Source organism: Pantoea sp., assembly GCF_028283705.1.
Classification (GTDB): domain Bacteria; phylum Pseudomonadota; class Gammaproteobacteria; order Enterobacterales; family Enterobacteriaceae; genus Pantoea.
Genome location: NZ_JAPWKD010000011.1, coordinates 514,933 through 537,537, shown reverse-complemented (window position 1 = coordinate 537,537; position 22,605 = coordinate 514,933). Strand labels below are relative to the sequence as shown.

Here is a 22,605-nt window from a genome sequence, read left to right as displayed (position 1 = left end):
CCTTATTTCATCAGTACCTGAAACTGTGGATTAAATTCATCGAAGATCGGCAATGCCGCAGCTCCCAATGCTGCGGTATCGCTGCCTGTCATCCCGGTTTTCAGCCGTGAACCGGTCAGATAGCGTCCGCGCACCGATTGATATAACGGCGGCAGGCGCTGAATGATTTTATCCAGCAGCGTAGCAGGCATCATGCCGCCAATGATCACACTCTCGGCATCGAAAATGCACTCCAGCATGTTAATTGCCTGCCGCAGAGGCCCTAATGCGTTGTCTATCCAGCGATCAAATAATGCCGGGTCAACTTCCAGCAAATCGTCCGGCAATGCGCTCATTGGATCCAGTCCGCAAAACTCATAGGCCGCCTGTAACGACACATAACGCTCCAGACAGCCGTGATTGCCGCAATAGCAGGCGCGTCCACCCGGTTCGATCACAATATGCCCCACTTCCCCGGCATTGTGCGCATGCCCGGTATAAATATGCCCGTCGGTAAAAATTCCGGCCCCGAGTCCGGTACCGATATACAGGTAAATAAAAGAGTTGAGCTGGCGCGCGACGCCGTGGAAACGTTCGCCGATAGCGGCCACCGTCGCATCATTCTCCAGCGTCACCGGCAGGCCGCTCATCGCCGCCAGTTCAGCCTCAATATCCACCTGTTCCCAGCCATTCAGCGTAGTCGGCCCTACCGATGAGATCCCCTCGACACCAAACGGCCCAGGCATCACCACACCAATCCCCAGCACCTTATGCCAGCGGTTACCCAACTGGGTTTTGATCTCCGCCAGCACCTCGGCAATGCGCGCTAAGGTGGCACCGGGTTGGGGCTTTTGCACCAGAATAAGGCGACGAAAGTGAATCTCGCCGGTCAAATCTACCAGCACAATCAATAAAGTTTGATGATCGAGATGAATGCCGATCGACCAGGCGCTGGCCGGGTTCAGCGTTACCGGAATGGCTGGTTGTCCCCGCCCCTGCTTACGCGGCTGGCGGCTGGCAAGCAGCTCTGCCTCTTCCAGTTCCGCCACGATGTTTGATACCGTTTGCGGCGTTAACGCGGTCAGCCGTGCCAGCTCGGCACGCGTCAGTTCGCCATGCAGGCGAATGGCTTCGATGATCACGCGGCGGTTGTGCGCACGCGCATGTTCCAGATTGGTTCCCGAGGTTCTCATCGTACTCCCTTAGCTCTTAAGCGCATCGGCATCAATATCTATGATCGGCCACACATTTTCCATGCTGTTCACCTGACAGATGCAAAAATCTGTGCAGAGTTAAGCGCAGTAGTCGCCGGGATTTTTACCCTGGCACGTCACTTGCTTTAGCTAACTGATGTCAGCCGCAGCAATCTGACAACCTGTGCGCGTTATTAAATCAATCAAATTGATTTAATTAAACACCCTCTTTTTGCATCTAGGCGGAGAAAACCATGAAAACCCGATTCACCCCCACGCTGAAAGGATGTTTTGCAGCCCTGCTGTTAGCGAGCGCGGGAAGCGCCTCAGCGGCCACCACACTCAATGCGCTGTTTATGACTCAGGCTGCTTACAGTGAAAATGACATTCGCGCCATGACCCAGGAATTTGAAAAAGCGCACCCGGATGTGCAGGTTAATCTGGAGTTTGTCCCTTACGAAGCGTTGCACGACAAAATCGTTGCGGCACGCGGTGCCGGTGGTAACGGCTATGACGTGGTGTTGTTTGATGCCATCTGGCCTGCCGAATTTACCCGCTTCGATTTACTGCAGGACGTGAGCAGCCGCATCACCCCGGAAGAAAAATCACAAATCTTCCCTGGCGCGATGAACACCGTGGTGTTCAAAGGTAAAACCCTCGGCATGCCGTGGATCCTCGATACCAAATATCTTTACTACAACAAAGCCATGCTGGAAAAAGCTGGTATCACCACCCTGCCACAGACCTGGCAACAGGTGATGGATGATGCGCGTACCATCAAACAGAAAAATATCGTCAAATATCCGCTGGTGTGGAGCTGGTCACAGGCGGAAGCGCTGGTGTGTGATTACACCACGCTGGTGTCTGGTTTTGGCGGCAAGTTCTATCAGAATGGCAAACTCGATTTCTCCAGCCCGGCCTCATTACAGGCAGTGAAACTGATGAAAAGCTCGCTGGATGAAGGTCTGAGCAATCCAGCATCCCGCGAATATCTGGAAGAGGACGTGCGTAAATCCTTCTCCAACGGCGACGCCGCGTTCGCACTGAACTGGACTTACATGTACAACATGGCGAACGATCCGAAGCAGAGCAAGGTTGCAGGCCAGGTGGGCATTATGCCTGCTCCAGGTGATGCCCCCGGTAAAGTGGGCGCGGTTAACGGTTCGATGGGTCTGGGCATCGCCAAAGGCAGCAGCCATGCGGAACAAGCCTGGCAATACATCAGCTATATGACTTCCCAGCCGGTACAGAATAAATACGCCACCCTGAGCCTGCCTATCTGGAAAAGCTCGTATCAGGATCCCGCCGTACTGAAAAACCAGGAAAGCCTGATTGCCGCCGCCGATAAATCGCTGAACGTGATGTTGTCTCGCCCGGAAACCGCCGATTATTCCCGCCTGTCTAATACGCTGCAACAGCAATTACAGCAGGTGCTGCTGGGCAGTGCGACGCCGGAAGCGGCGATGCAGGCGGTGGATAAAAGCGCGGCGCACCTGCATTAAGGAGTCAGTATGCTGAGTTTGCGTCAACGCGAACAGCGGCAGGCATGGGTGCTGCTGGCACCCATGTTACTGGTGATGCTGCTGCTCACCGCCTGGCCCCTGCTACGCACCATCTGGCTCAGTTTTACCGATGCCGCCCTAATCGGCAGCGGTGAAGCGCCCGGCTGGGTGGGATTGGATAACTACCTTTTTGCCCTCACCGATGCTGATTTTCAGTCTTCGCTCTGGCGTACGCTCTACTTCACCGTGGTGTCGGTCGCCATTGAAGGGGTGATTGGCGTACTGGTGGCCCTGCTGCTTAATCAGAAATTCATCGGTCGTAATTTCTTACGCGTGCTGGTGATTCTGCCGTGGGCGCTACCCACCATCGTTAACGCCATGATGTGGCGACTCAACTTCAACCCGGATTATGGCAGCATCAATGCGCTGCTGACACAGCTGGGGATTATTGATGGCTATCGCAGCTGGCTGGGTTCACCGGATTCCGCCCTTAACGCCGTGATGTTAGCGGATATCTGGAAAAACTATCCGCTGGTCACGCTGCTGGTGCTGGCTGCACTGCAATCCGTCCCTGAGGATCTGTATGAGGCCGCACGACTCGATGGCGCATCGGCCTGGCGACGTTTCCGGGCGATTACCTTTCCGGCCATCGTCGGCCCTCTGAGTGTCGCGCTGGTGTTGCGTACTATCGATGCCTTTAAAATCTTCGACATTATTTACGTGATGACGCGTGGTGGCCCGGTCGATAGCACCAAAACCCTCAGCTTTTATGTCTACCAGGAGTCATTCAGTTATCTGCGCGCCGGGAGTGGTGCGGCTTACGCCATCCTGATGACCCTGCTGTGTGCGGTGCTGATCATCATTTACATGTCGCTATTGTGGCGTCAACGTCGTCGTGGGAGTGCCTATGAAGGCTAAATTACGCGCGGTGGCGAAATACCTTGCCGCGCTGGTGGTCGCCATTTCGGTATTGGCACCGATGGGTTGGCTGTTTCTGATGAGCGTCAGTGCCACCAGCGACCTGACGCGCATACCGCTGGAATGGCTGCCACGCCAGTGGGACTTCACCCGCTACGGCAGGCTGCTGTCGCTGGCAGCCGATCAGCCTGGCACCCTGTTTCTACACGCCCTGGGCAACAGCCTGATCGTCGCCACCGGGGCGACGGTGATTTGTTTGCTGCTGGCGATTCCGGCCGCGTTCAGTTTCTCACGCTATCGTGGTCGCGACGGCTGGTTGTTTGCCTCCCTCGCCATCTACATGGTGCCACCGGTCGCCTTTGTGCTGCCGCTTTATTTCCTGTTACAGCATTTCGACCTGCTCAACACCCGACCCGGTTTGATCATTGTTTATTGTTCGCTGATCTTACCTTTCCTCACCTGGATGCTAAAAAACCAGTTCGATGCCCTGCCGCAGGATATCGAACAGGCGGCACGCCTTGATGGTCTGCGTGTCTGGCAGGTGCTGCTGCGGATAACGTTACCGCTGGCGAAACCCGTGCTGGGTGCCGCAGCGCTGTTTGGCTGGTTGCTGGCGTGGGACGAATTTTTCTATGCCCTGTTGTTCACCAGCAATATCGCGGCGCAAACCCTGCCAGTGACCATTGCCGGATTTACCGCCGGGCGTGCCACCGATGATGGTTTAGTTGCGGCAGTCGGTATTCTGGCTTCGGTGCCACCGCTGTTTATTGCTATCTGGCTACAGAAAACCCTGGTAAGCGGACTTGCCAGCGGCGGGAGTAAGGGATGATCAGCACAACGGCTACCACCGCCACGCTGTATGTGGTGGGTAACATTAACGTCGATTTAATTATGGGCACGCTGGATCAGTGGCCACAGCGCGGGACCGAAGTGATGGTCAAAAACAGCGAACTGCGCCCGGGCGGCTCTGCGGGCAACTGCGCACTGGCGCTGGAAGCAATGCAGGTGCGCCACCGCGCCATTGCTAACCAGGGTGACGATGGCCTCAGCCAGTGGCTCGCCGGTTATTTCCCGCACAGCGCAGCGCACTGGCCACGCAGCCAGTGCGAAACTTCACTCACCGTCGGCGTCACACATTCCGATCATGAACGTTCGTTTATCAGTAATTATGGCCATATTGTGCAACTGACGGCGCAGCAGGTGCTGGAACAGCTGCCCGAGCAAGCGGCGGAAGGTGATATCGTGCTGCTGTGCGGCACCTTTCTCTGCCTGCATCTTTACGATGAATATCCTGCCCTGCTGTGCGAACTCCGTCAGCGCGGATACCTGATCGCCGTGGATACCGGCTGGCCGCCACAAGGCTGGACGGATCAGGTTAAGCAGGATATCGCCCGCTGGTTGCCGCAATGCGACTGGCTGCTGTTGAACGAGGTGGAAACCCTCGGGCTGGGGGCGGCGGAATCGTTAGACGCCAGTGCGATGCAGTTAACGCTGCAACTCAGCGGACGTGGCGGCTGTGTGGTGAAATGCGGTGAACAGGGCGCACGCTGCTGGTTACACGATCGCAGCCTGAGCCAGCCAGCTCAACCGGTCACGGTGGTCGATACCATTGGTGCTGGCGACAGTTTTAACGCCGGTTTTCTTACCGCGCTGCTGCATCAGCAGGATACTGCCCAGGCACTACAGTGGGGGATCGCGGTGGCCGCGCTGGCAATCAGCACCGCCCCACGGCGTTACCCCACCTGGCAACAACTCCAATTTTCGGCAAAGGAACAGTAATTATGGCCAGTGTTGAACTGATCAAAGTCGCCAAACGCTACGGCAAGCAGTCGGTGCTGCATCCGCTCGATCTGACCATTCCTGACGGCAGTTTTACCGTGCTGGTCGGGCCTTCCGGTTGCGGCAAATCGACACTGTTGCGTCTGTTGGCCGGGCTAGAGAGCCTGTCTGAAGGGGCTATTCTGATGGACCAGGTGCAGATCAACGATCGCGATCCTGCTGACCGGGATATTGCGATGGTATTTCAGAGCTACGCGCTTTATCCGCATCTGACGGTGGCTGAAAACCTGGCCTTTCATATGCAGGTGAAGAAGGTCAAACGCGAGGAGCAGCAGAGCAAAATCCAGCGTATTGCGGCGATTCTTGGCATCGACCAGCTGTTACAGCGCTACCCGCGGGCGCTGTCGGGTGGGCAGCGCCAGCGTGTGGCAATGGGTCGGGCGATGGTGCGCAATCCACAGGTATTTTTGTTTGATGAACCGCTGTCAAACCTTGATGCCCAGTTGCGTATGGAATTACGCGCCGAGATTAAATCGCTGCATCAGCGTTTCAAAACCACCATGGTATATGTCACGCACGATCAAGTGGAAGCGATGACGCTGGCGGATCAGATCGTGGTGATGCAGGCCGGCCATATTGTGCAACAAGGTGCCCCGCTGGCAATTTACGATCGCCCTGCTAATACCTTCGTGGCGCGTTTTATTGGTTCGCCACCGATGAACCTGTTACCGGCGCAGCTGATTGCGCACGACGGCGTGTCGGGTGTGCAATGTCAGGATTTATGGCAGCCGTTACCCGAGCGCTGGCATGGTGTGGCACGTGAACGTGACGGTGACATTGTCACCATTGGTATACGCCCGCATGACCTGCGCGAAGTCAGTAATGGTGCACCGGCACAGGTTAACGTGGTGGAGATCACCGGTGAATCGACCCTGCTGCACCTCGACTGGCATGGACACGCGCTGCATATGCAGATTGCCGGACGCCATACCGCCAGCAGCGGCGATGCGCTGATGCTTGGCTTTAATAGCGAGAAAATACATCTTTTTGATAGTGAAACGGGCTATCGTTTAAACGAAGCCAATAGCTGAAAATAAAAAAGCCACCCTCTAAATGAGGGTGGCGAAATAAAATTCAGTTAATTAAAAACGCATAACAACGATGTTTTCGCGAACCCTCTTTCCCTGAGCATTGCACGATTTACTATTTTACCTTTTCATCAGCTTTCGTCTGTCTTCTCTGTTTAAAGAAAATGTAAAAGCCTTTTCACTATTTAACAGACTGACGACAGTTACCATGTCTTACCAATATTAAACTGGAACTGCTCAGACTTATCGCCTTCATATTTCTTGATCGGCACAGCATAAGAGAACACCAGCGGACCCAGTGGTGACTGCCATTGCAATGCCAAACCGCTGGAAACACGAATATTATCTGGATTGCCATAATCAGGAATACCCGCAGCGCGTGTCGCAGCGGTATTTTCCCATTTGGTATCCCACACTGTACCCGCATCAACGAATACCGAAGTCCGCAGAGAGCTTTCATAACGTTCACTCACAAACGGCGTAGGCACGATCAACTCGGCACTGGCGATGGCCATCGCGTTACCGCCTACCGCGTCATCCGATTTTTTCACCGCACAATCGCTATAGCTGCTTTCGCTGCCGCTACAACTGTAATACGCGGCTTTCGGACCGATGGTGTTGGAAGAGAAACCACGCACCGAACTGGAGCCGCCCGCATAGAAGTTGTCATAAAACGGCACTTCTTTGCCACCCAGGCCATCTGCGTAACCCGCCTTCGTCCGTCCCATCAACACCCAACGATGATCGCTGCTGAGCGGGAAATAGGCATTGGCCGTGAGGGTGCTTTTGTAATAACTGTTGGTTGATCCCGGCACCGTCACTTTGGTGTTGAAGCCTGCGCTGACACCGGACGTCGGGAAGAAACCACGGTCAAGGGTGTTATAACCCCAGCCCACATTCCAGAAAACGTCATTGGCGCTGAAAGTATTAGAGCTGGTTGCGTAATCATCATCATCGTCGTCATCGGTTTCGATCACTTTTGGATGCACACCGACGGAACCCAGATAACGCCACATCGACACCTGAGGAGCCATATTGCTGACGCGGTTATAGACATAATCGAATCCGGTATTGATGCTGTTATGTTCGCTAATCGGGAAACTTAAGGTGGTGCCCGCACCTAAACTTTTCAGCGTATATTCAGAAAGGTCATCATCATCGGCTTTATAATCGTTGTAGAACAATTTGCCACCGAGGCTGACACCATCCACGGTGAAATACGGGTTGGTTGCCGAAACTTCGACATAGGTCTGGTAATCATTTTTGGTGCCGCTGAAACCGACGGTATTCCCGGTACCCATCCAGTTATCCTGGCTGACACCGAGCTGGAAGCTCACGCCGCTGTCGGTACCATAACCGACACCAATGTTGAAGGTGCCGGTGTTACGCTCTTTGACCTTGTACACCACGTCAACCTGATCCGGGGTACCTGGCACGCGCTCGGTATCGACATCCACCGTTTCGAAATAGCCGGTACGGTTGAGGCGTTCTTTACCCTGATCCACCAGATTATTTGCCAGCCATGAACCTTCCATCTGACGCATTTCGCGGCGCAGCACCGAATCTTTTGAGGTGTCATTACCTTCAAAGCGTACTTTACGCACGTAGAAACGATTGCCGGCTTCAACATTGACGTGCAATTTTACCGTTTTGTCCGCATCGTTAATTTCTGGCTGGGTACTGACCTGCGGGAAAGCATAGCCATAACGGCCGAGCAGGCTCTTGATGGCATTTTCATTCTGGGTAATCTGCGCGCCGCTGTACAATCCCCCTTTCGGGATTTGCGCCAGTTTTTCAATCTCAGCAGAATGCCCGGCTAAATCGCCGTTCACCACCACGCTGCTGACATGATAGATATCGCCTTCGTTAATATTAACGGTGATATAAATCCCTTTGCGATCGGGCGTTAAACTGACCTGAGTGGAATCAATATTAAAACGCGCATAACCACGATCGAGATAAAAACTGCGCAGCGTTTCCAGATCGCCGGACAGTTTTTCTTTCTGATATTTCTGGTCGGCAATGAAATTCCACCACGGGACGTCATCGCGTAACTGGAAGCGCGATATCAGCTCATCATCGGAAAAGGCATGATTGCCGACAATATTGATCTGCTGAATTTTCGCCGAGACACCTTCAGTAAAGATAAATTTTAGATCGACGCGGTTACGTGGCAGCGGCGTGACCACCGCCTTGACGCTGGCGGTATATTTTCCGACGCTGTAGTAAAAATCTTCCAGCCCCTTTTCAATCGACGAGAGCATGGTGCGGTCCAGCGCTTCACCCACGCGGACACCGGTCGCATCCAGATTCTGTTTCAGCTGATCTTCTTTAATCGCTTTGTTGCCGGAGAATGAGATGCTGGCAATCGCCGGACGTTCTTTCACCTTAATCAGCAGCGTGTCGCCGTCACGCAATACCTGCACATCTTCAAAGTTGCCGGTAGCAAACAGGGCACGAATGGTATTTTTGATGTCGTCATCATTGACACGGTCGCCGACGCGCAGTGGCATACTCAGCATCGCCGCACCCGGTGCGACACGCTGTAATCCATCAAAATGAATATCCCTGAGGGTGAAATCATCTGCACCAAAGGCAGTGGTGGTTACCATGAAAAGTAACCCGGTTAACATCTTTTTCATCTGCTATGAGCCTGCCGCTATTCCTGTGCCTGTTGCGAATGCCTTGATTCCCGCACCACAAAAAATGGGCTGAACACATGGTTCAGCCCATCGGTAGTGGCGTTATGTTCCGGAAAAAAGACCGCAAAGCCTATGGTAAATTCATTGCGACAGGCCGATTTTCGGTTATTTTACAATAAGCTGAAAATCCGCTGCTTAAATCACATCAGAAGAATTACGCCAGGTAAACAATTAACCTTCCGCCGCTGCCGTCTGGAAGGAGCGACGGTTGATGCTGGTTAACACCACCAGCACCGCCATTAATACCCATTCGACAATCAGGGTGCCGGTAATCGCCGACAGATGATTGCCATGCAGATAGAGCTGGGTAAATATGCTCCCCAGCAACATTGGCCCTAACCCCAGCGCCGACTGTTGCACCGTTGACAGCATCGCGCTCCCCGCGCCAGCCTGATGATGCGGCACGCCGGTCATGCCAATACGATAAAAGGTGCTGACAATAAACGATTGTCCAAAGCCAATCAGTACGGTTGACGGGATTAGCATGACCACGCCCACGTTTGGCCAGGCGTATTGCAGAGTGGCGATCAGCGCCAGCAGCCCCAGCATCTGAATGGTGCAACCGGTCAATAACGTGACGCGTTTACCGCGCCTTTCGACCATGCGTGTGCTTTGCAACGAACCGATAAAATAGGCGATCCCCAGCGCGATAAAGGCGTTACCTGACTGGAAAGCGCTTAGCCCCAGACCGGATTGCAGCGTAAGCGCCACCGCAAACATAAAACCACTCCAGCAGGAGAAGAACAGCACCGCCATAGTTAAACCAAAACGCACCCCCGGCAGACGCATCAGCGAAGGCGGTAGCAGTGGCGCACCCTGTGCGGCTTCGAGGCGCAATGAACTTTGACGCAGGCGATGCAGAAACAGCGGGAACAACGCCAGCAGCAGCATACACGGCCATGACCAGTGCAGCACCGGCCCCAGCGCCAGGGCCAGCATCAGGCACCCGACCGCCCCTGCCAGCAGCAGCGTACCGTTGACGTCAATGGCGACGCGCTGGTTATTGTGCGTCTCCGGCACAAAACGCCGTGCGGTCAGCAGCACAAAGAGGCAAATCGGCAGGTTGATCAGAAACACGCTGCGCCAGCCATAACCGCCGATATCCGCCTTGATCAGAAAGCCCCCCAGCACCTGGCCGACAATAAACGCCAGCCCGCCGATACCCCCATACAGACCAATGGCACGCGCATGCGCCCGCCCCTTCAGGGTGACGTGTAAGGTGGCGAGGATTTGCGGCACGATAAATGCAGCACCCACCCCCTGTAACGCGCGGGCGAACATCAGCATGCCTACATTGTTGGCGATACCACACAGCAGTGAGGCAATGCCAAAGGTCCAGACGCCCGCCAGGAAGACCCGACGGCGACCATAGTTATCCCCCAGACGGCCACCCATCGCCAGACAGATGGCGAAGGCAATGCCGTAAACTGCCACAATCAGCGCCAGTTCAATTGGCGTGGCGCGCAGGCTATGCGCCATGGCGTCAAGCGCAACGTTGACGATGGAAAAGTCGATCATAGGCAGAAGCTGCCCGGAAAGCAGGACCACCAATCCTGCTCGTTGAAGTTGCGATGTATGCATCGGTTTTGCCCTTGTTTTTGTGTGCAGTGGAGCATAGCATTACCCAACCATTAAACGGGTACCAGTGCTTGTTTATCATGGTATAAATACTACCCGTCTTGTCAGGAGTTCCGCTGATGATTACCGCGCAACTGGCCAGCAACACCGCCAATCACAACCGTAAATTACTCGGCACTTTTCTGCGCACACGCCGGGAAAGCCTCGATCCGAACCGGCTGGGATTGCCGCGCATGCGCCATCGTCGGACGCCGGGTTTACGTCGGGAAGAAGTGGCCCAGCTGGCCGATGTGGGTGTTACCTGGTACACCTGGCTGGAGCAGGGACGCGATATCAAGGCTTCCCCGAAAACCCTCACCGCCATCGCCACAGCGCTGCAATGTAATGATGTGGAAACGCAGCATCTGTTCTCCCTCGCCGGGCACATTCTCCCCTCAGTGCGCGAGGTTGCCGCCTGCTGCAAAATAGCCGAACACAATCAGCAAATGCTGGATGCTATCCAGTTACCGGCAATTATCGAAACACCGCGTTTCGATATTCTGGGTTATAACGCCGCCTGGTGTAAGTTGATGGGGGTGCAGATGGCGGAGATCCTCCTGGAAGATCGCAACTGTATCTGGCTGGCGTTCAATCATCCCGGCTGGCGTGCTGCCATGGCGGACTGGGAAGAAGTGATGCCGCAAATGGTGGCGATGTTTCGCGGACAAATGGGCGAGCATCTTGGCGATCCGCACTGGGAAAGTTTTCTTGCCCGCCTGCTCGCCAGTTCCGACGAGTTTGGCCGGACCTGGCAGCGTTATGAATTGGGTAAAGTGGAAAATCGCGTGAAGCGTTTTCACCGCGCCAGCGTGGGTGAAATGACGTTGCGCCAGAACAACTGGTGGTCGGCCTCACGCAACGGTGACCGTTTGCTGGTTTATGTGCCTGACGATGCCGCCAGCGCGGCGTCATTGCAGCAGTTAATCGCTCAGGGTTAGCATGCGCCCTGGTCGCGGTTTTCTCACCACCGCGACCACAAGTTCCAGCAGCACCAGCGACCAGACAAACGCGCTTTTGCCTGCGGTCACCAGCAGCCAGCCGCCGAAAGCCGGAAAACCAAATATGCCGACAAAATATAACACGACAAACCATGTCAGGGCGGCGTGGTGAGTCGTTAACCGCCCAGGTCTGAATCACCGGATAGAGCAGACCATAACCGGCACCGGTCAACATCCCGGCCGCAATCTGGAATGCGGGATGGATTGCCAGCCCCAGCAGACAAATCAACCCCGCAATCAGGCACCCCAGCAACCCCACCATCAGTGGCAAACGTGGCCGGGTGGGCAAACGTCGCACCAGCAGCAGACGGGCGACTACGGCGGTCACCGCATGTACAGTGAAAAAAGTCCCCGCGCTGACGCGGGTTCCTGCCGTCAGAGACACCTGAAACGCCATCATTCCGGAGAACACCGCCCCTCCGAGACCGACCATGATCACCGGGCGCAATGCGGCTACTGCGGCCAGTCTGGCCGCATCAATTTTTCCAGCACACCAGCCGACCAGAGGGACACCCAGCAAAGTGCCGACCAATGCCAGGCTGAGGGCTTTGCCGGTATCGATATCACTGCCCCCCTGGGCACGGAACCAGGCAGAAATCAGGAGAGTGCCGCCGTATCCCCCGGCGGTAAACATCGTTCCCAGCAGGATAAACGGCAGAGAGGTGCTGCGCATTTGCATAATGATCGGTTTCCTTTTGCGTTTCTGGCGTCATGCCACAGCCGGGACTCACGACACAGCGATCCCTGACCGACTCAATGTTCTGTCAGTGGAAAGGATGAAAGTACAGGTGTCCGGGAAATAGTCAGGAAAAAATCAGGCAGGGGAAGTGTTGTGAATTTCAGAGATTTGTCATCGGCAGTTTTCCGGCGCTTTCAGGGTGAGGTCACATCAACCCTTACCTCACCCCGCTCCCAACACTCGGGAGTATGTTTGCGCGTGACTAGCCTCCATGTTTTGCCCGTTGCAGCGCATGGCGGAATTGCCTTACGTCATGCGGGAACCAGCAACGGCGCGACAGGGGCACATCTTCGTCTACCGCTTCTGGTAGCGGGAGTCTCTCCAGCGTTCCGCGATTACAAATCGCCCGTGCTAAAGTCGCTGGCGGAACCCCCAGATAGCGTGCCATTTCCGGCAACGTCATGACTGAGTTACGCATCATAACCTCCTCTCATCTGTGATTTGATCTCCATGGTTGAGCCATCAGATATAAGTTTTATTGATTTGCGTCAGAATAGAATTTAATTCGGAACAAAAAATAACCAATTCGCGCTTTGAGGTGAGCTCTGTAAAAAATGTCTGACCCGCCGCACAGAATCATCTTCACCTCCTGCCGTGTTGCACCAAAAGTGAACTACGCTGCACAAATGTTGATCTGTTGTTAACTCGCACCGCGTCATTACGCAGGTTTTCTGCGTTCTGCGGCTTTGGCACGCGTTCTGCATTGTTATTCAACTAACAGGATGTCAGCCGATGACAGCCCGCTAACACGGAGGCCGCGATGACTGCAAAACCCGAATTGATCGCCCGCATTGAAGCCAGTTTCAGCCAGCAAACGCCCAGCGCCCGGCGCATTGCCAGCTGGCTGCTGACGCACAGCGCGCAGATTCCGTTTGAAACGGCGGACAGCATCGCTCGCGCCACCGGCACAACCGGCATTACCGTGGGCCGCTATCTGCGCAAACTCGGTTATCGCAACCTCGACGATGTGAAAAAAAGCCTGCGCGACCTGCCTGCTATCCCTTATCAGGCCTGGGGCATGAACGAGCGCCTTGATGCCTGGCAGCAGCAAAATCATTTACCGCGTCGTTCGCAACAGTCACTGGATTTGGAGCTGGATGCCATCCAGCACGTTTATCAACTGGCGCAGAGCGAAGTCTTCCAGCGCGTGGTGCAGCAACTCACCCACGCCGATGCGGTGTTTGTTCTCGGCATTCAGTCCACGCGTGGTATCGCCAACGCCTTTTTCAGTCATCTGGAATATTTGCGTCCACGCGTCAGCTACGCCGAGGGGCTGTCTGGCAGCTGGGTGGAATCACTCAACTCTGGTTTTGAACGCCCCTATGTGGTGATTACCGATACGCGTGCCTACTCCGCCATCGCACGCCAGTACTGTCGCGTCGCCAGCGAACAACAAGTGGGACTGGCGTTAATCACCGACATCTGGTGCCCATGGGCACGGGACTATCCGCTGGATTTATTGCAGGTGAAAACCGATACCGGACACTTCTGGGATTCGCTGGCTCCCATTTCCTGCCTGTTTAATCTGCTGCTCTCGGGTGTGGTCGATCAACTGGGCGATGGCCTTGCCACTCGCCTGGCGACCAATCGCCAGTTGCAGCAGGAATTTGGTCAATTTGAACGTTAAGGATTGCTATGTCTGACAATTGTGAACTGGTCGATCTCGCACAGCATTTTCCAGAGCTGCTGATCGATCTGAAATACGCCACGGACGATAACATCACCGGACGCCCCATCTACCGCGAAGCGCGCTGCTTACTGCATCCCGACGCCGTTGCCGCACTGGAAAAAAGCCTCGCCATTGCCGCGCTGGCCGGTCTGCAACTGCGCGTCTATGACGCTTACCGTCCGCGCCAGGCGCAGGCGATGCTGTGGCAAGCCTGTCCCGACCCGCAATATGTCGCCGATCTCACCCTCGGTTCCAATCACAGTCGTGGCGTCGCCATTGACCTCACGCTGATGGACCCACAGGGGCAGATCCTCGATATGGGTGCGGGTTTTGATGAGATGCATGAACGTTCTCATCAGTACCATCCTTCCGTGCCGGTTGCCGCACAGCGTAATCGTTTGTTACTCAACGCGATTATGTTTGGCGGCGGCTTTGTTGGCATGAGCAGCGAATGGTGGCATTTCGAACTACCAGATGCGCTGCGTTACCCGCTGCTGGACGATCGTTTTTCCTGTTACGACAACACCTTTCTTTAATGTTAACTGGAGCTTTGCGATGAAGACGACACACCTGTTCCGTTCGCTGTTACGCCCGGCCCTTTTGACCAGCGCGCTGGCACTGGCTTTACCTGCTGCCGTGCAGGCGGCGGTGCCAAAAGATATGCTGGTGATCGGCAAAGCCGCCGATCCGCAAACCCTCGATCCGGCGGTCACCATCGATAATAACGACTGGACCGTGACCTACCCGGCCTATCAGCGTCTGGTGCGCTACAAAACGGTGGATGGCAAAGGGTCTACCGAGGTGGAAGGGGATTTGGCCACCAGCTGGCAGGCCTCAGCAGACCAGAAAACCTGGACTTTCAAACTCAAAGATAACGCCAAATTTGATGATGGCAGCGCCGTCACTGCCGATGCGGTAAAAGCCTCGTTTGAACGTCTGCTAAAAATCAAACAAGGCCCGGCAGAAGCTTATCCGGCTGACCTGAAAATCGACGTAGTCGATCCACACACGGTGACGTTTACCCTCAGCCAGCCCTTCGCCCCGTTTCTGTATACCCTGGCGAATGATGGTGCCTCGATCATTAACCCGGCGGTGTTGAAAGCGCACCCTGATGATGATGCGCGTGCTTATCTGGCGGAGCATACCGCCGGTTCCGGCCCGTTTATGCTGAAAAGCTGGCAGAAAGGCCAGCAGCTGGTGCTGGTGCCGAACCCGTATTACGCCGGAGCCAAACCGGCGTTTAAACGCGTGTCGGTAAAAATTATTGGTGAAAGCGCCTCGCGCCGTCTGCAACTGTCGCGCGGCGATATCGATATCGCCGATTCGCTGCCGGTCGATCAACTCACCGCCCTGAAACAGGAAGGCAAAGTCGAGGTAGCGGAATATCCCTCGCTGCGCGTGACTTACCTCTACCTCAACAACGGTAAGGGGCCGATGAGCCAGGTCGATCTGCGTCGCGCCATCTCTTGGGCAACTGATTATCAGGGCATGGTAAAAGGCATCCTCAGCGGCTACGGCAAACAGATGCGCGGCCCGATTCCTGAAGGGATGTGGGGTTACGATGCCTCCGCCATGCAATACAGCATGGACGAAGCAAAAGCCAAAGCCGCGCTGGACAAAGTACCGCAGAAACCCACCAGCCTGACTTTCCTCTATTCGGATAACGATCCCAACTGGGAGCCGATTGCCCTCTCGACTCAGGCCAGCCTGAGCAAGATTGGCGTCAACGTGAAGTTGGAAAAACTGGCGAACGCCACCATGCGCGAGCGCGTTGGCAAAGGGGATTACGACATCGCCATCGGTAACTGGAGCCCGGATTTCGCCGACCCCTACATGTTTATGAACTACTGGTTCGAGTCGGATAAGAAAGGCCTGCCGGGCAACCGTTCCTTCTATGAAAACGCCGAAGTGGACAAGCTGATGAAAAGCGCGCTGGCAACCACCGACCAAAAGGCTCGTACCAAAGATTATCAGCAGGCCGAGAAGATCGTCATCGACGAAGCCGCCTACGTTTATTTGTTCCAGAAGAACTACCAGCTGGCGATGAACAAGCAGGTAAAAGGTTATGTCTTTAACCCAATGCTGGAACAGGTGTTCAACATCGCCAGCATGAGTAAGTAAACAACTCAACGTACGGCGTCGGTCCCGACGCCGTCAGGGAGCGCCGATGACACTCTGGCAAATTTTGCGCCAGCGCTGCTGGGGACTTGTCCTGGTGGTCGCTGGAGTGTGCGTGATCACCTTTATTATCTCGCACCTGATACCGGGCGATCCGGCGCGCCTGCTGGCCGGAGACCGCGCCAGTGAAGCGATTGTGCAGCATATCCGCCAGCAACTCGGGCTGGATCAACCGTTATGGGTGCAGTTTGGACGCTATGTGATGGCCTTACTGCATGGCGATCTTGGCACCTCGATCCGCACCGGTCGTCCTGTACTGGAGGAGATGCGCACCTTTTTCCCCGCCACGCTGGAACTGGCCTGCTGCGCGTTGATGCTGGCGCTGCTGATTGGCATTCCGCTCGGCGTGCTGTCGGCGGTGTATCGCAATCGCTGGCTGGACCATCTGGTCCGTCTGTTGGCGATCACCGGCATCTCGACCCCAGCCTTCTGGCTCGGACTGGGGGTGATCGTGCTGTTCTACGGCCATCTGCAACTGCTACCCGGAGGCGGACGACTGGATGACTGGCTTGATCCGCCTGCGCGTGTCACCGGCTTTTACACTATCGATGCCCTGCTGGCAGGCGACCGTGAGGTGTTTTTCAATGCGGTGCAGCATTTGATTCTGCCCTCGCTGACGCTGGCCTTTGTTCATCTTGGCATTGTCGCGCGCCAGATTCGTGGCGCGATGCTGGAACAACTGAGCGAAGACTATATCCGCACCGCGCGCGCCAGCGGTTTACCGAACCGGGTTATTATCCTGCGTTATGCATTGCCGAATGCGCTGATCCCCTCAGTCACGGTACTGGGTCTGGCGCTGGGTGACCTGTTATACGGTGCTGTGCTGACCGAAACGGTATTTTCCTGGCCCGGCATGGGCGCGTGGGTGGTGGCCTCCATCCAGGCACTCGATTTCCCGGCAGTGATGGGTTTTGCCGTGGTGGTGTCTTTTGTTTATGTGCTGGTCAATCTGGCAGTGGACCTGATCTACCTGTGGATCGACCCACGCATCGGTCGTGGAGGTGACGCATGATGATGACGGAAGTTGAACCGCGCGTCCGCAGCAGCAAAGCCTGGCAAGCCAGCCTGAAACGCACCTTCTGGCTGCTACGCCAAAGTCCGCTGACCTTAGTGGGCGGGCTGATTATGCTGCTGATGTTATTGCTGCTGGTGCTGTCGCCGTGGCTGGCACCCTTTGACCCCAACGCGCTGGACCTCACGGCCAGGCTACAGGCACCCTCCGCGCTGCATTGGTTTGGCACCGATGAAGTGGGGCGCGATCTGTTCAGCCGCGTACTGGTCGGCAGCCAGCAATCGATGGTGGCGGGATTGATGGTGGTGGTGATTGCCGGAGGGATTGGTTCGCTGCTGGGTTGCTTTTCCGGCGTGCTCGGCGGGCGCGGTGATGCGCTGATCATGCGACTAATGGATATCATGTTATCGATTCCGTCGCTGGTACTGACCATGGCACTGGCTGCCGCATTAGGCCCGAGCCTGGTGAATGCCATGCTGGCGATTGCTATCGTACGCATCCCGTTTTACGTGCGACTGGCACGCGGACAAACGCTGATCGTGCGCCAGTTTACCTATGTGCAGGCCGCACGCACCTTTGGTGCTTCACGCTGGCATCTGATCAGCTGGCATATCCTGCGTAACGCCCTGCCACCGTTGATCGTACAGGCATCGCTGGATATCGGCAGCGCGATCCTGATGGCGGCAACGCTAGGTTTTATCGGCCTTGGCGCACAGCAACCTACCGCCGAATGGGGAGCGATGGTGGCGGTAGGTCGTAATTACGTGCTGGATCAATGGTGGTACTGCACCTTCCCTGGTGCAGCCATCCTGATCACTGCGGTTGGCTTTAACTTGTTTGGTGACGGCCTGCGCGACCTGCTCGACCCGAAAACGGGAGGACAACACTGATGGTGGCTCCGGTACTGGAAATACGTGATGTGCAGTTAAGTTTCCCGATCTATCAGGGCGAAGTTCACGCACTGAATCATGTTTCTCTCAACGTAGGGCGTGGCGAGATTGTCGGGGTGGTAGGCGAGTCAGGTTCCGGGAAATCGGTTACGGCAATGCTGGCCATGCGCCTGCTGCCAGAGGGACGTTATCGTGTGCCGCAGGGCGAGGTCACGTTGCTCGGGGAGGATGTATTACGCGCCAGCGAGAAACAGCTGCGTCAGTGGCGCGGCTCGCGCGTGGCGATGATTTTTCAGGAGCCAATGACGGCACTCAACCCGACCCGGCGCATTGGTCGGCAAATTATTGAGGTGATCCGTCATCACCAAGCCTTGACGCGCAAGGCGGCAGAGGAAAAAGCCATCAGCCTGCTGGAGGAGATGCAAATCCCCGATGCCGCGCAGGTGATGAAACGTTATCCGTTTGAACTCTCCGGCGGCATGCGTCAGCGCGTGATGATTGCTCTGGCTTTCTCCTGCGACCCGACGCTGATCATCGCCGATGAACCGACCACCGCGCTGGATGTGACGGTGCAGCTTCAGGTGCTGCGCCTGCTGAAGCAGAAAGCGCGTACCAGCGGCACCTCGGTGCTGTTTATCAGCCATGATATGGCGGTGGTGTCGCAGTTATGCGATCGCTTGTATGTGATGTACGCCGGTAGCGTGATTGAGCGCGGGGCGACTCAGGATCTGATTCAGCACCCGGTTCATCCCTATACCCAGGGGTTATTGCAGTGCGCACCGGAACAGCGCGTCCCACGATCAACGCTACCCGCGATCCCCGGCACCGTGCCCAATCTGGCGCATTTACCCACCGGTTGCGCCTTCCGCGATCGCTGTTTCGCTGCCGGGCCGCGTTGCGCTGAAATCCCCACGCTGCAACCCTGCGGCAACGCCAGCCAGTTTACCGCCTGCTGGTATCCGCAACAGGAGAATGCTTATGTCTGAGATGCTGCTGGAACTGCGCGATGTGCACGTCAATTTCCCGTTACGCCGTAACTGGCTGGGCCGTGTGACGGAACAGGCCCATGCGCTGAATGGTCTCGATCTGCAACTCAAGCGCGGTGAAACCCTGGGGATTGTCGGCGAATCGGGCTGTGGCAAAAGCACCCTCGCCCAGTTGCTGATGGGGATGCTGCAACCTCAGCAAGGGCAGTGCCAGCGAACCGGGCAGGCTGCGAGCACCATGCAGATGGTGTTTCAGGACCCGCTATCCTCGCTGGATCCACGCCTGCCGGTGTGGCGCATTATCACCGAGCCGGTATGGATTCAGCAGCGTCTGAAAGAGTCAGCCAGGCGACAGCTGGCGGCAGAACTGGCGCAGCTGGTGGGGATTCGGGTGGAATATCTTGATCGCCTGCCGCATGCTTTTTCGGGCGGACAACGTCAACGTATCGCCATCGCCCGGGCCCTCTCCTCCAGCCCCGATATCATCGTGCTGGATGAACCGACATCAGCGCTGGATATTTCGGTTCAGGCCCAGATCCTCAATCTGCTGGTCACGCTGCAACAACAACGCAACCTGACTTATGTGCTGATCTCGCATAACGTGTCGGTGGTACGCCATATGAGCGACCGTGTGGCGGTGATGTATCTCGGGCAAATTGTCGAGCTGGGGAAGGCAGAACAGGTGCTGTCGGAGCCGCAGCATCCTTATACCCAGTTGCTGCTGGCTTCGGTGCCTGATATTCACCAACCCCTCGCGGAGCATATTGCGTTACGCAAAACCGACCTGCCCGGCAACCGTATTCTGCCTGCGGGTTGCTATTTCCGCGATCGCTGCCCACAGGCGAAGAAAGCATGTGGGCAACCACAAACGCTGCGGGTGATCGAGGGGGAACGATCGGTACGTTGCTGGCAAGTTACGGGTTCAGATTAACAATCCGCCCTTCACGCGCGCTAACAAACGCCGCATCCAGCACTTCCAGCACGCTAATCGCCTGCTCCGTCGTCACCGGCGGGGCACTGCCGTTTTGCACCGCCGCCGCAAACGCGGCGTAATAATCATGCCAGGCCCCCTGCGCCGACGGGATCTTCTCAGCACCCGCCGCGCTATGCAGCGTGCCCCAGTGCTCCGGGGGTTCGAATCCCCACCCGGCCAGGTCATCCAGCGGACGCTTACCGGCATAGATCTCACGCGCCTGCACATCTGAACCCTGGGCGACATAACTGCCTTTTTCACCGTATAAACGTAGCTCACGCATCGACAGATGATTGATTTTACTGGAGGAGATATAAGAATGCGCGCCGCTGCTATGGGTTAACGTCAGCACAAAGCTGGCATCCGTCGGCCCTTCGGGGCGATCGACGATATCCAGATGCGCCAGCACCGAGACCACCGGCCCCATCAGCCACATTGCCTGGTCCACCAGATGGCTGCCCATATCGCGCAGCAATCCACCCGTTTCCCCGCCTTCCAGCGTGTGTGGTTCGTCGAGATCCATACGGTTATGCAAGCGCCATAACTTGCCAACCTTTTGTTGTTCAATCAGCTGGCGCAGCGTCTGCATATCCGCATCAAAACGGCGGTTGTGATAGACACCGAGCACCACGCCGCGCGCGCGCGCCGCAGCGGCCAGTTCGCGTCCAGTCTTCGCGTCCGGGGCAAAGGGCTTATCGGCAATCACTGCCACACCCGCGGCAATCGCTTCCAGCACCAGTTCACGCCGCGTTTGCGGTGGTGTCGTGATGGTGACAATATCCACCCCCGCAGCCAGCAACGCCGTCAGGCTGGGGTAAATGGGGACATCCGGAAAATCAGCCCTGACTTTAGCAATAGTGGCAGGAGCGCGCGCCACTATACCTGCGAGTTCCAATCCTTTAGCTGCTGAAATAAATGGTGCATGGAAGTTCTGACCACCGGTGCCGTAACCCACTAATCCGACTCTCATATCCCCTCCGTGAAACAGGTTAAGTTGTTGATGATGCGTTATTAGCAACGGTAGCAAAAATACACCAGCAAACAACACAAACATTTCACAAATGAGATATTCGGAACATTATTACTGAGCGGCTGGGAAATAGTGCACCGGTGTCGGGAAGTCCGCCGCCGTTTTTCCCAGCAAACGCTGCGGGCGGAAATCCGTTAATAAAGCACTGGGGCTATCGCTGATTAACTCCTCTGCCACCAGGCGGCCAATCAGTGGCGACAACGTCATCCCGCTGTGCATCACCGCCAGGTACACCCGCTGATGCGGGGTGACAAATCCCAGCGCCGGTAAGCCATCGGCCGGACGTGCACGCTGTCCCACTACAATCTGCTCGATTTGCAGCGAACCGGCGTCATCAAACAATTCGCGGTAGCGTGCCTGCATCTGGCGGGCAACATCGCTATTGGTCGCGGGAGGCGCGGCGGGATCGGCCCGGTCATCCAGATCCAGTGCCTGTAACAGCAAACGTCCGCCACCGTCCGGACGAACATTTAACTGCGGTGAAATCAGGTTGGTGCCCAGCGATAACGGCTGCGGCGCAGTACGCGCGAGGAAGCTACAGCCGATTTTATTGGGCTGGCTGGCATCCGTCAGCGCCAGTTGCAGGCCGAGATGTGTCAGAAATTCAGCGGACCAGCGCCCGGTCGCTACCACCAGCCGATCGCCATGCCAGTGCTCACCATTCTCCAGCTGTAAACTGACCTGACTGGCGCTCTCCTGCACATCCGTCACCTGGCAATGCTGGTGTAAGATCGCACCGGCGGCACGGGCATCTGCCCATAACCGGGCCAGATAAAGCGCGGGATAAAGGAGTGATTCAGCAGGGAAATGCCACAGGCTGCCGCTGACCGCCGTACTGCGCAGTTCCGGGATTGCGCGCTGCAATTCACTCAGCGTGACTTCCCGAGCCGGGTAGCCCATGGATTGCAGCCGTGCGGCACGCTGCTGGAGTTCGGTCTGACCGGCCTCCGAGGCCCACTCCCAGGTGCCACAGGTTTCCAGCCAGCGCAAAGCAGAAGGATGCGACAGCTGCAATTTAACGTGTTCTTCCATCGACAGCACATTGAGCTGGTGATAACTCTCCGGCTGTTTGCCATTGGAGTTCAGCCAGGCAAATGAGGTGCTGCTGGTCCCTGCGCCAATATGCTGCTGCTCGAAAATGGTCACCTGCGCGCCCAGCAAGGCCAGCGCACGCGCCACCGCCATGCCGATGACGCCGCCACCCATTACTGCAATTTTTTGTGCTGTCATATCTGGCTCCCTGAAAAAAAATCAACCATATCATAATCAATCGCTGCCAGCGGAAAGGAAATTCCCGCCAGCCGCATTGATTGAAAAGATATAAGTTTTTCTTCTGAAGTCAGAAGATAAGA

General features: G+C 56.1%; 19 protein-coding genes and 1 pseudogene. 13 read left to right on the top strand and 7 right to left on the bottom strand.

What is annotated here, in order from left to right; all coding sequences use genetic code 11:
* Positions 1-2 precede the first annotated feature (2 nt).
* Complete coding sequence (locus tag PW844_RS09420) at positions 3-1,172, bottom strand: ROK family protein (RefSeq protein ID WP_299450654.1); 1,170 nt, start codon at positions 1,170-1,172, stop codon at positions 3-5.
* 254 nt (positions 1,173-1,426) lie between these two features.
* On the opposite strand from PW844_RS09420, the gene PW844_RS09415 reads away from it, so the two are divergent.
* From PW844_RS09415 to PW844_RS09395, 5 genes are read left to right on the top strand one after another with little or no spacing between them, the layout of a single operon-like run.
* Complete coding sequence (locus PW844_RS09415) at positions 1,427-2,674, top strand: extracellular solute-binding protein (RefSeq protein ID WP_084880543.1); 1,248 nt, start codon at positions 1,427-1,429, stop codon at positions 2,672-2,674.
* A 9-nt stretch (positions 2,675-2,683) separates the two neighbouring features.
* Positions 2,684-3,592: a carbohydrate ABC transporter permease gene (locus tag PW844_RS09410; protein WP_299450653.1), complete on the top strand. Its 909-nt coding sequence runs from the start codon at positions 2,684-2,686 to the stop codon at positions 3,590-3,592.
* Positions 3,582-4,421 (top strand): carbohydrate ABC transporter permease, encoded by an 840-nt coding sequence (locus PW844_RS09405; protein WP_299450651.1) that lies wholly within the window; start codon positions 3,582-3,584, stop codon positions 4,419-4,421. The genes PW844_RS09410 and PW844_RS09405 overlap by 11 nt, the downstream gene beginning before the upstream one ends.
* Entirely contained in the window at positions 4,418-5,371 is a 954-nt protein-coding gene (locus PW844_RS09400) for a carbohydrate kinase family protein (protein WP_299450649.1), read from the top strand. The genes PW844_RS09405 and PW844_RS09400 overlap by 4 nt, the downstream gene beginning before the upstream one ends.
* Positions 5,372-5,373: 2 nt before the next feature.
* A complete protein-coding gene (locus tag PW844_RS09395) occupies positions 5,374-6,462 on the top strand; it encodes an ABC transporter ATP-binding protein (RefSeq protein WP_299450647.1) in 1,089 nt (362 codons plus the stop codon).
* 200 nt (positions 6,463-6,662) lie between these two features.
* Here PW844_RS09395 and bamA read toward each other — a convergent pair whose 3' ends face one another.
* Together bamA and PW844_RS09385 are read right to left on the bottom strand one after the other, a co-directional pair.
* Positions 6,663-9,101: an outer membrane protein assembly factor BamA gene (gene bamA / locus PW844_RS09390; RefSeq protein ID WP_299450646.1), complete on the bottom strand. Its 2,439-nt coding sequence runs from the start codon at positions 9,099-9,101 to the stop codon at positions 6,663-6,665.
* Between the two features lie 231 nt (positions 9,102-9,332).
* Complete coding sequence (locus PW844_RS09385; protein WP_299450644.1) at positions 9,333-10,742, bottom strand: MFS transporter; 1,410 nt, start codon at positions 10,740-10,742, stop codon at positions 9,333-9,335.
* A 116-nt stretch (positions 10,743-10,858) separates the two neighbouring features.
* On the opposite strand from PW844_RS09385, the gene PW844_RS09380 reads away from it, so the two are divergent.
* Positions 10,859-11,716, top strand: a complete 858-nt coding sequence (locus tag PW844_RS09380; protein ID WP_299450643.1) for a helix-turn-helix transcriptional regulator — start codon at positions 10,859-10,861, stop codon at positions 11,714-11,716.
* Here the strand turns inward: PW844_RS09380 and PW844_RS09375 are convergent.
* Together PW844_RS09375 and PW844_RS09370 are read right to left on the bottom strand one after the other, a co-directional pair.
* Positions 11,699-12,449 (bottom strand): annotated as a pseudogene (locus PW844_RS09375) (hypothetical protein). The gene PW844_RS09380 and the pseudogene PW844_RS09375 overlap by 18 nt on opposite strands.
* A 268-nt stretch (positions 12,450-12,717) precedes the next feature.
* Positions 12,718-12,933, bottom strand: a complete 216-nt coding sequence (locus PW844_RS09370; protein ID WP_084880517.1) for a hypothetical protein — start codon at positions 12,931-12,933, stop codon at positions 12,718-12,720.
* Between the two features lie 342 nt (positions 12,934-13,275).
* Between PW844_RS09370 and PW844_RS09365 the strand changes: the two genes are divergently transcribed.
* The 7 genes from PW844_RS09365 (at position 13,276) to PW844_RS09335 (ending at position 20,181) form a co-directional block, all read left to right on the top strand.
* The gene (locus PW844_RS09365) at positions 13,276-14,142 is read left to right on the top strand and encodes a MurR/RpiR family transcriptional regulator (RefSeq protein WP_299450641.1); all 867 of its coding nucleotides are present in this window, start codon (positions 13,276-13,278) and stop codon (positions 14,140-14,142) included.
* Between the two features lie 8 nt (positions 14,143-14,150).
* Positions 14,151-14,720: a D-alanyl-D-alanine dipeptidase gene (gene ddpX, locus PW844_RS09360; RefSeq protein WP_299450639.1), complete on the top strand. Its 570-nt coding sequence runs from the start codon at positions 14,151-14,153 to the stop codon at positions 14,718-14,720.
* Positions 14,721-14,844: 124 nt separating this feature from the next.
* A complete protein-coding gene (locus PW844_RS09355) occupies positions 14,845-16,305 on the top strand; it encodes an ABC transporter substrate-binding protein (protein ID WP_299451129.1) in 1,461 nt (486 codons plus the stop codon).
* A 46-nt stretch (positions 16,306-16,351) separates the two neighbouring features.
* Entirely contained in the window at positions 16,352-17,374 is a 1,023-nt protein-coding gene (locus PW844_RS09350) for an ABC transporter permease (RefSeq protein ID WP_299450638.1), read from the top strand.
* Complete coding sequence (gene ddpC, locus PW844_RS09345) at positions 17,374-18,264, top strand: D,D-dipeptide ABC transporter permease (RefSeq protein ID WP_299451127.1); 891 nt, start codon at positions 17,374-17,376, stop codon at positions 18,262-18,264. Before PW844_RS09350 ends, ddpC begins: the two co-directional genes overlap by 1 nt.
* Positions 18,264-19,250 (top strand): ABC transporter ATP-binding protein, encoded by a 987-nt coding sequence (locus PW844_RS09340; RefSeq protein ID WP_299450635.1) that lies wholly within the window; start codon positions 18,264-18,266, stop codon positions 19,248-19,250. Before ddpC ends, PW844_RS09340 begins: the two co-directional genes overlap by 1 nt.
* Positions 19,243-20,181 carry an ABC transporter ATP-binding protein gene (locus tag PW844_RS09335; protein WP_299450633.1) on the top strand — a complete coding sequence of 313 codons (939 nt, stop codon included), beginning with the start codon at positions 19,243-19,245 and terminating at the stop codon, positions 20,179-20,181. The genes PW844_RS09340 and PW844_RS09335 overlap by 8 nt, the downstream gene beginning before the upstream one ends.
* Here the strand turns inward: PW844_RS09335 and PW844_RS09330 are convergent.
* Together PW844_RS09330 and PW844_RS09325 are read right to left on the bottom strand one after the other, a co-directional pair.
* Positions 20,165-21,193, bottom strand: coding sequence for a Gfo/Idh/MocA family oxidoreductase (locus PW844_RS09330; protein ID WP_299450631.1), 1,029 nt, complete (start codon positions 21,191-21,193; stop codon positions 20,165-20,167). The genes PW844_RS09335 and PW844_RS09330 overlap by 17 nt on opposite strands.
* Before the next feature lie 111 nt (positions 21,194-21,304).
* Positions 21,305-22,483, bottom strand: a complete 1,179-nt coding sequence (locus PW844_RS09325; protein ID WP_299450629.1) for an FAD-binding oxidoreductase — start codon at positions 22,481-22,483, stop codon at positions 21,305-21,307.
* Positions 22,484-22,605 lie beyond the last annotated feature (122 nt).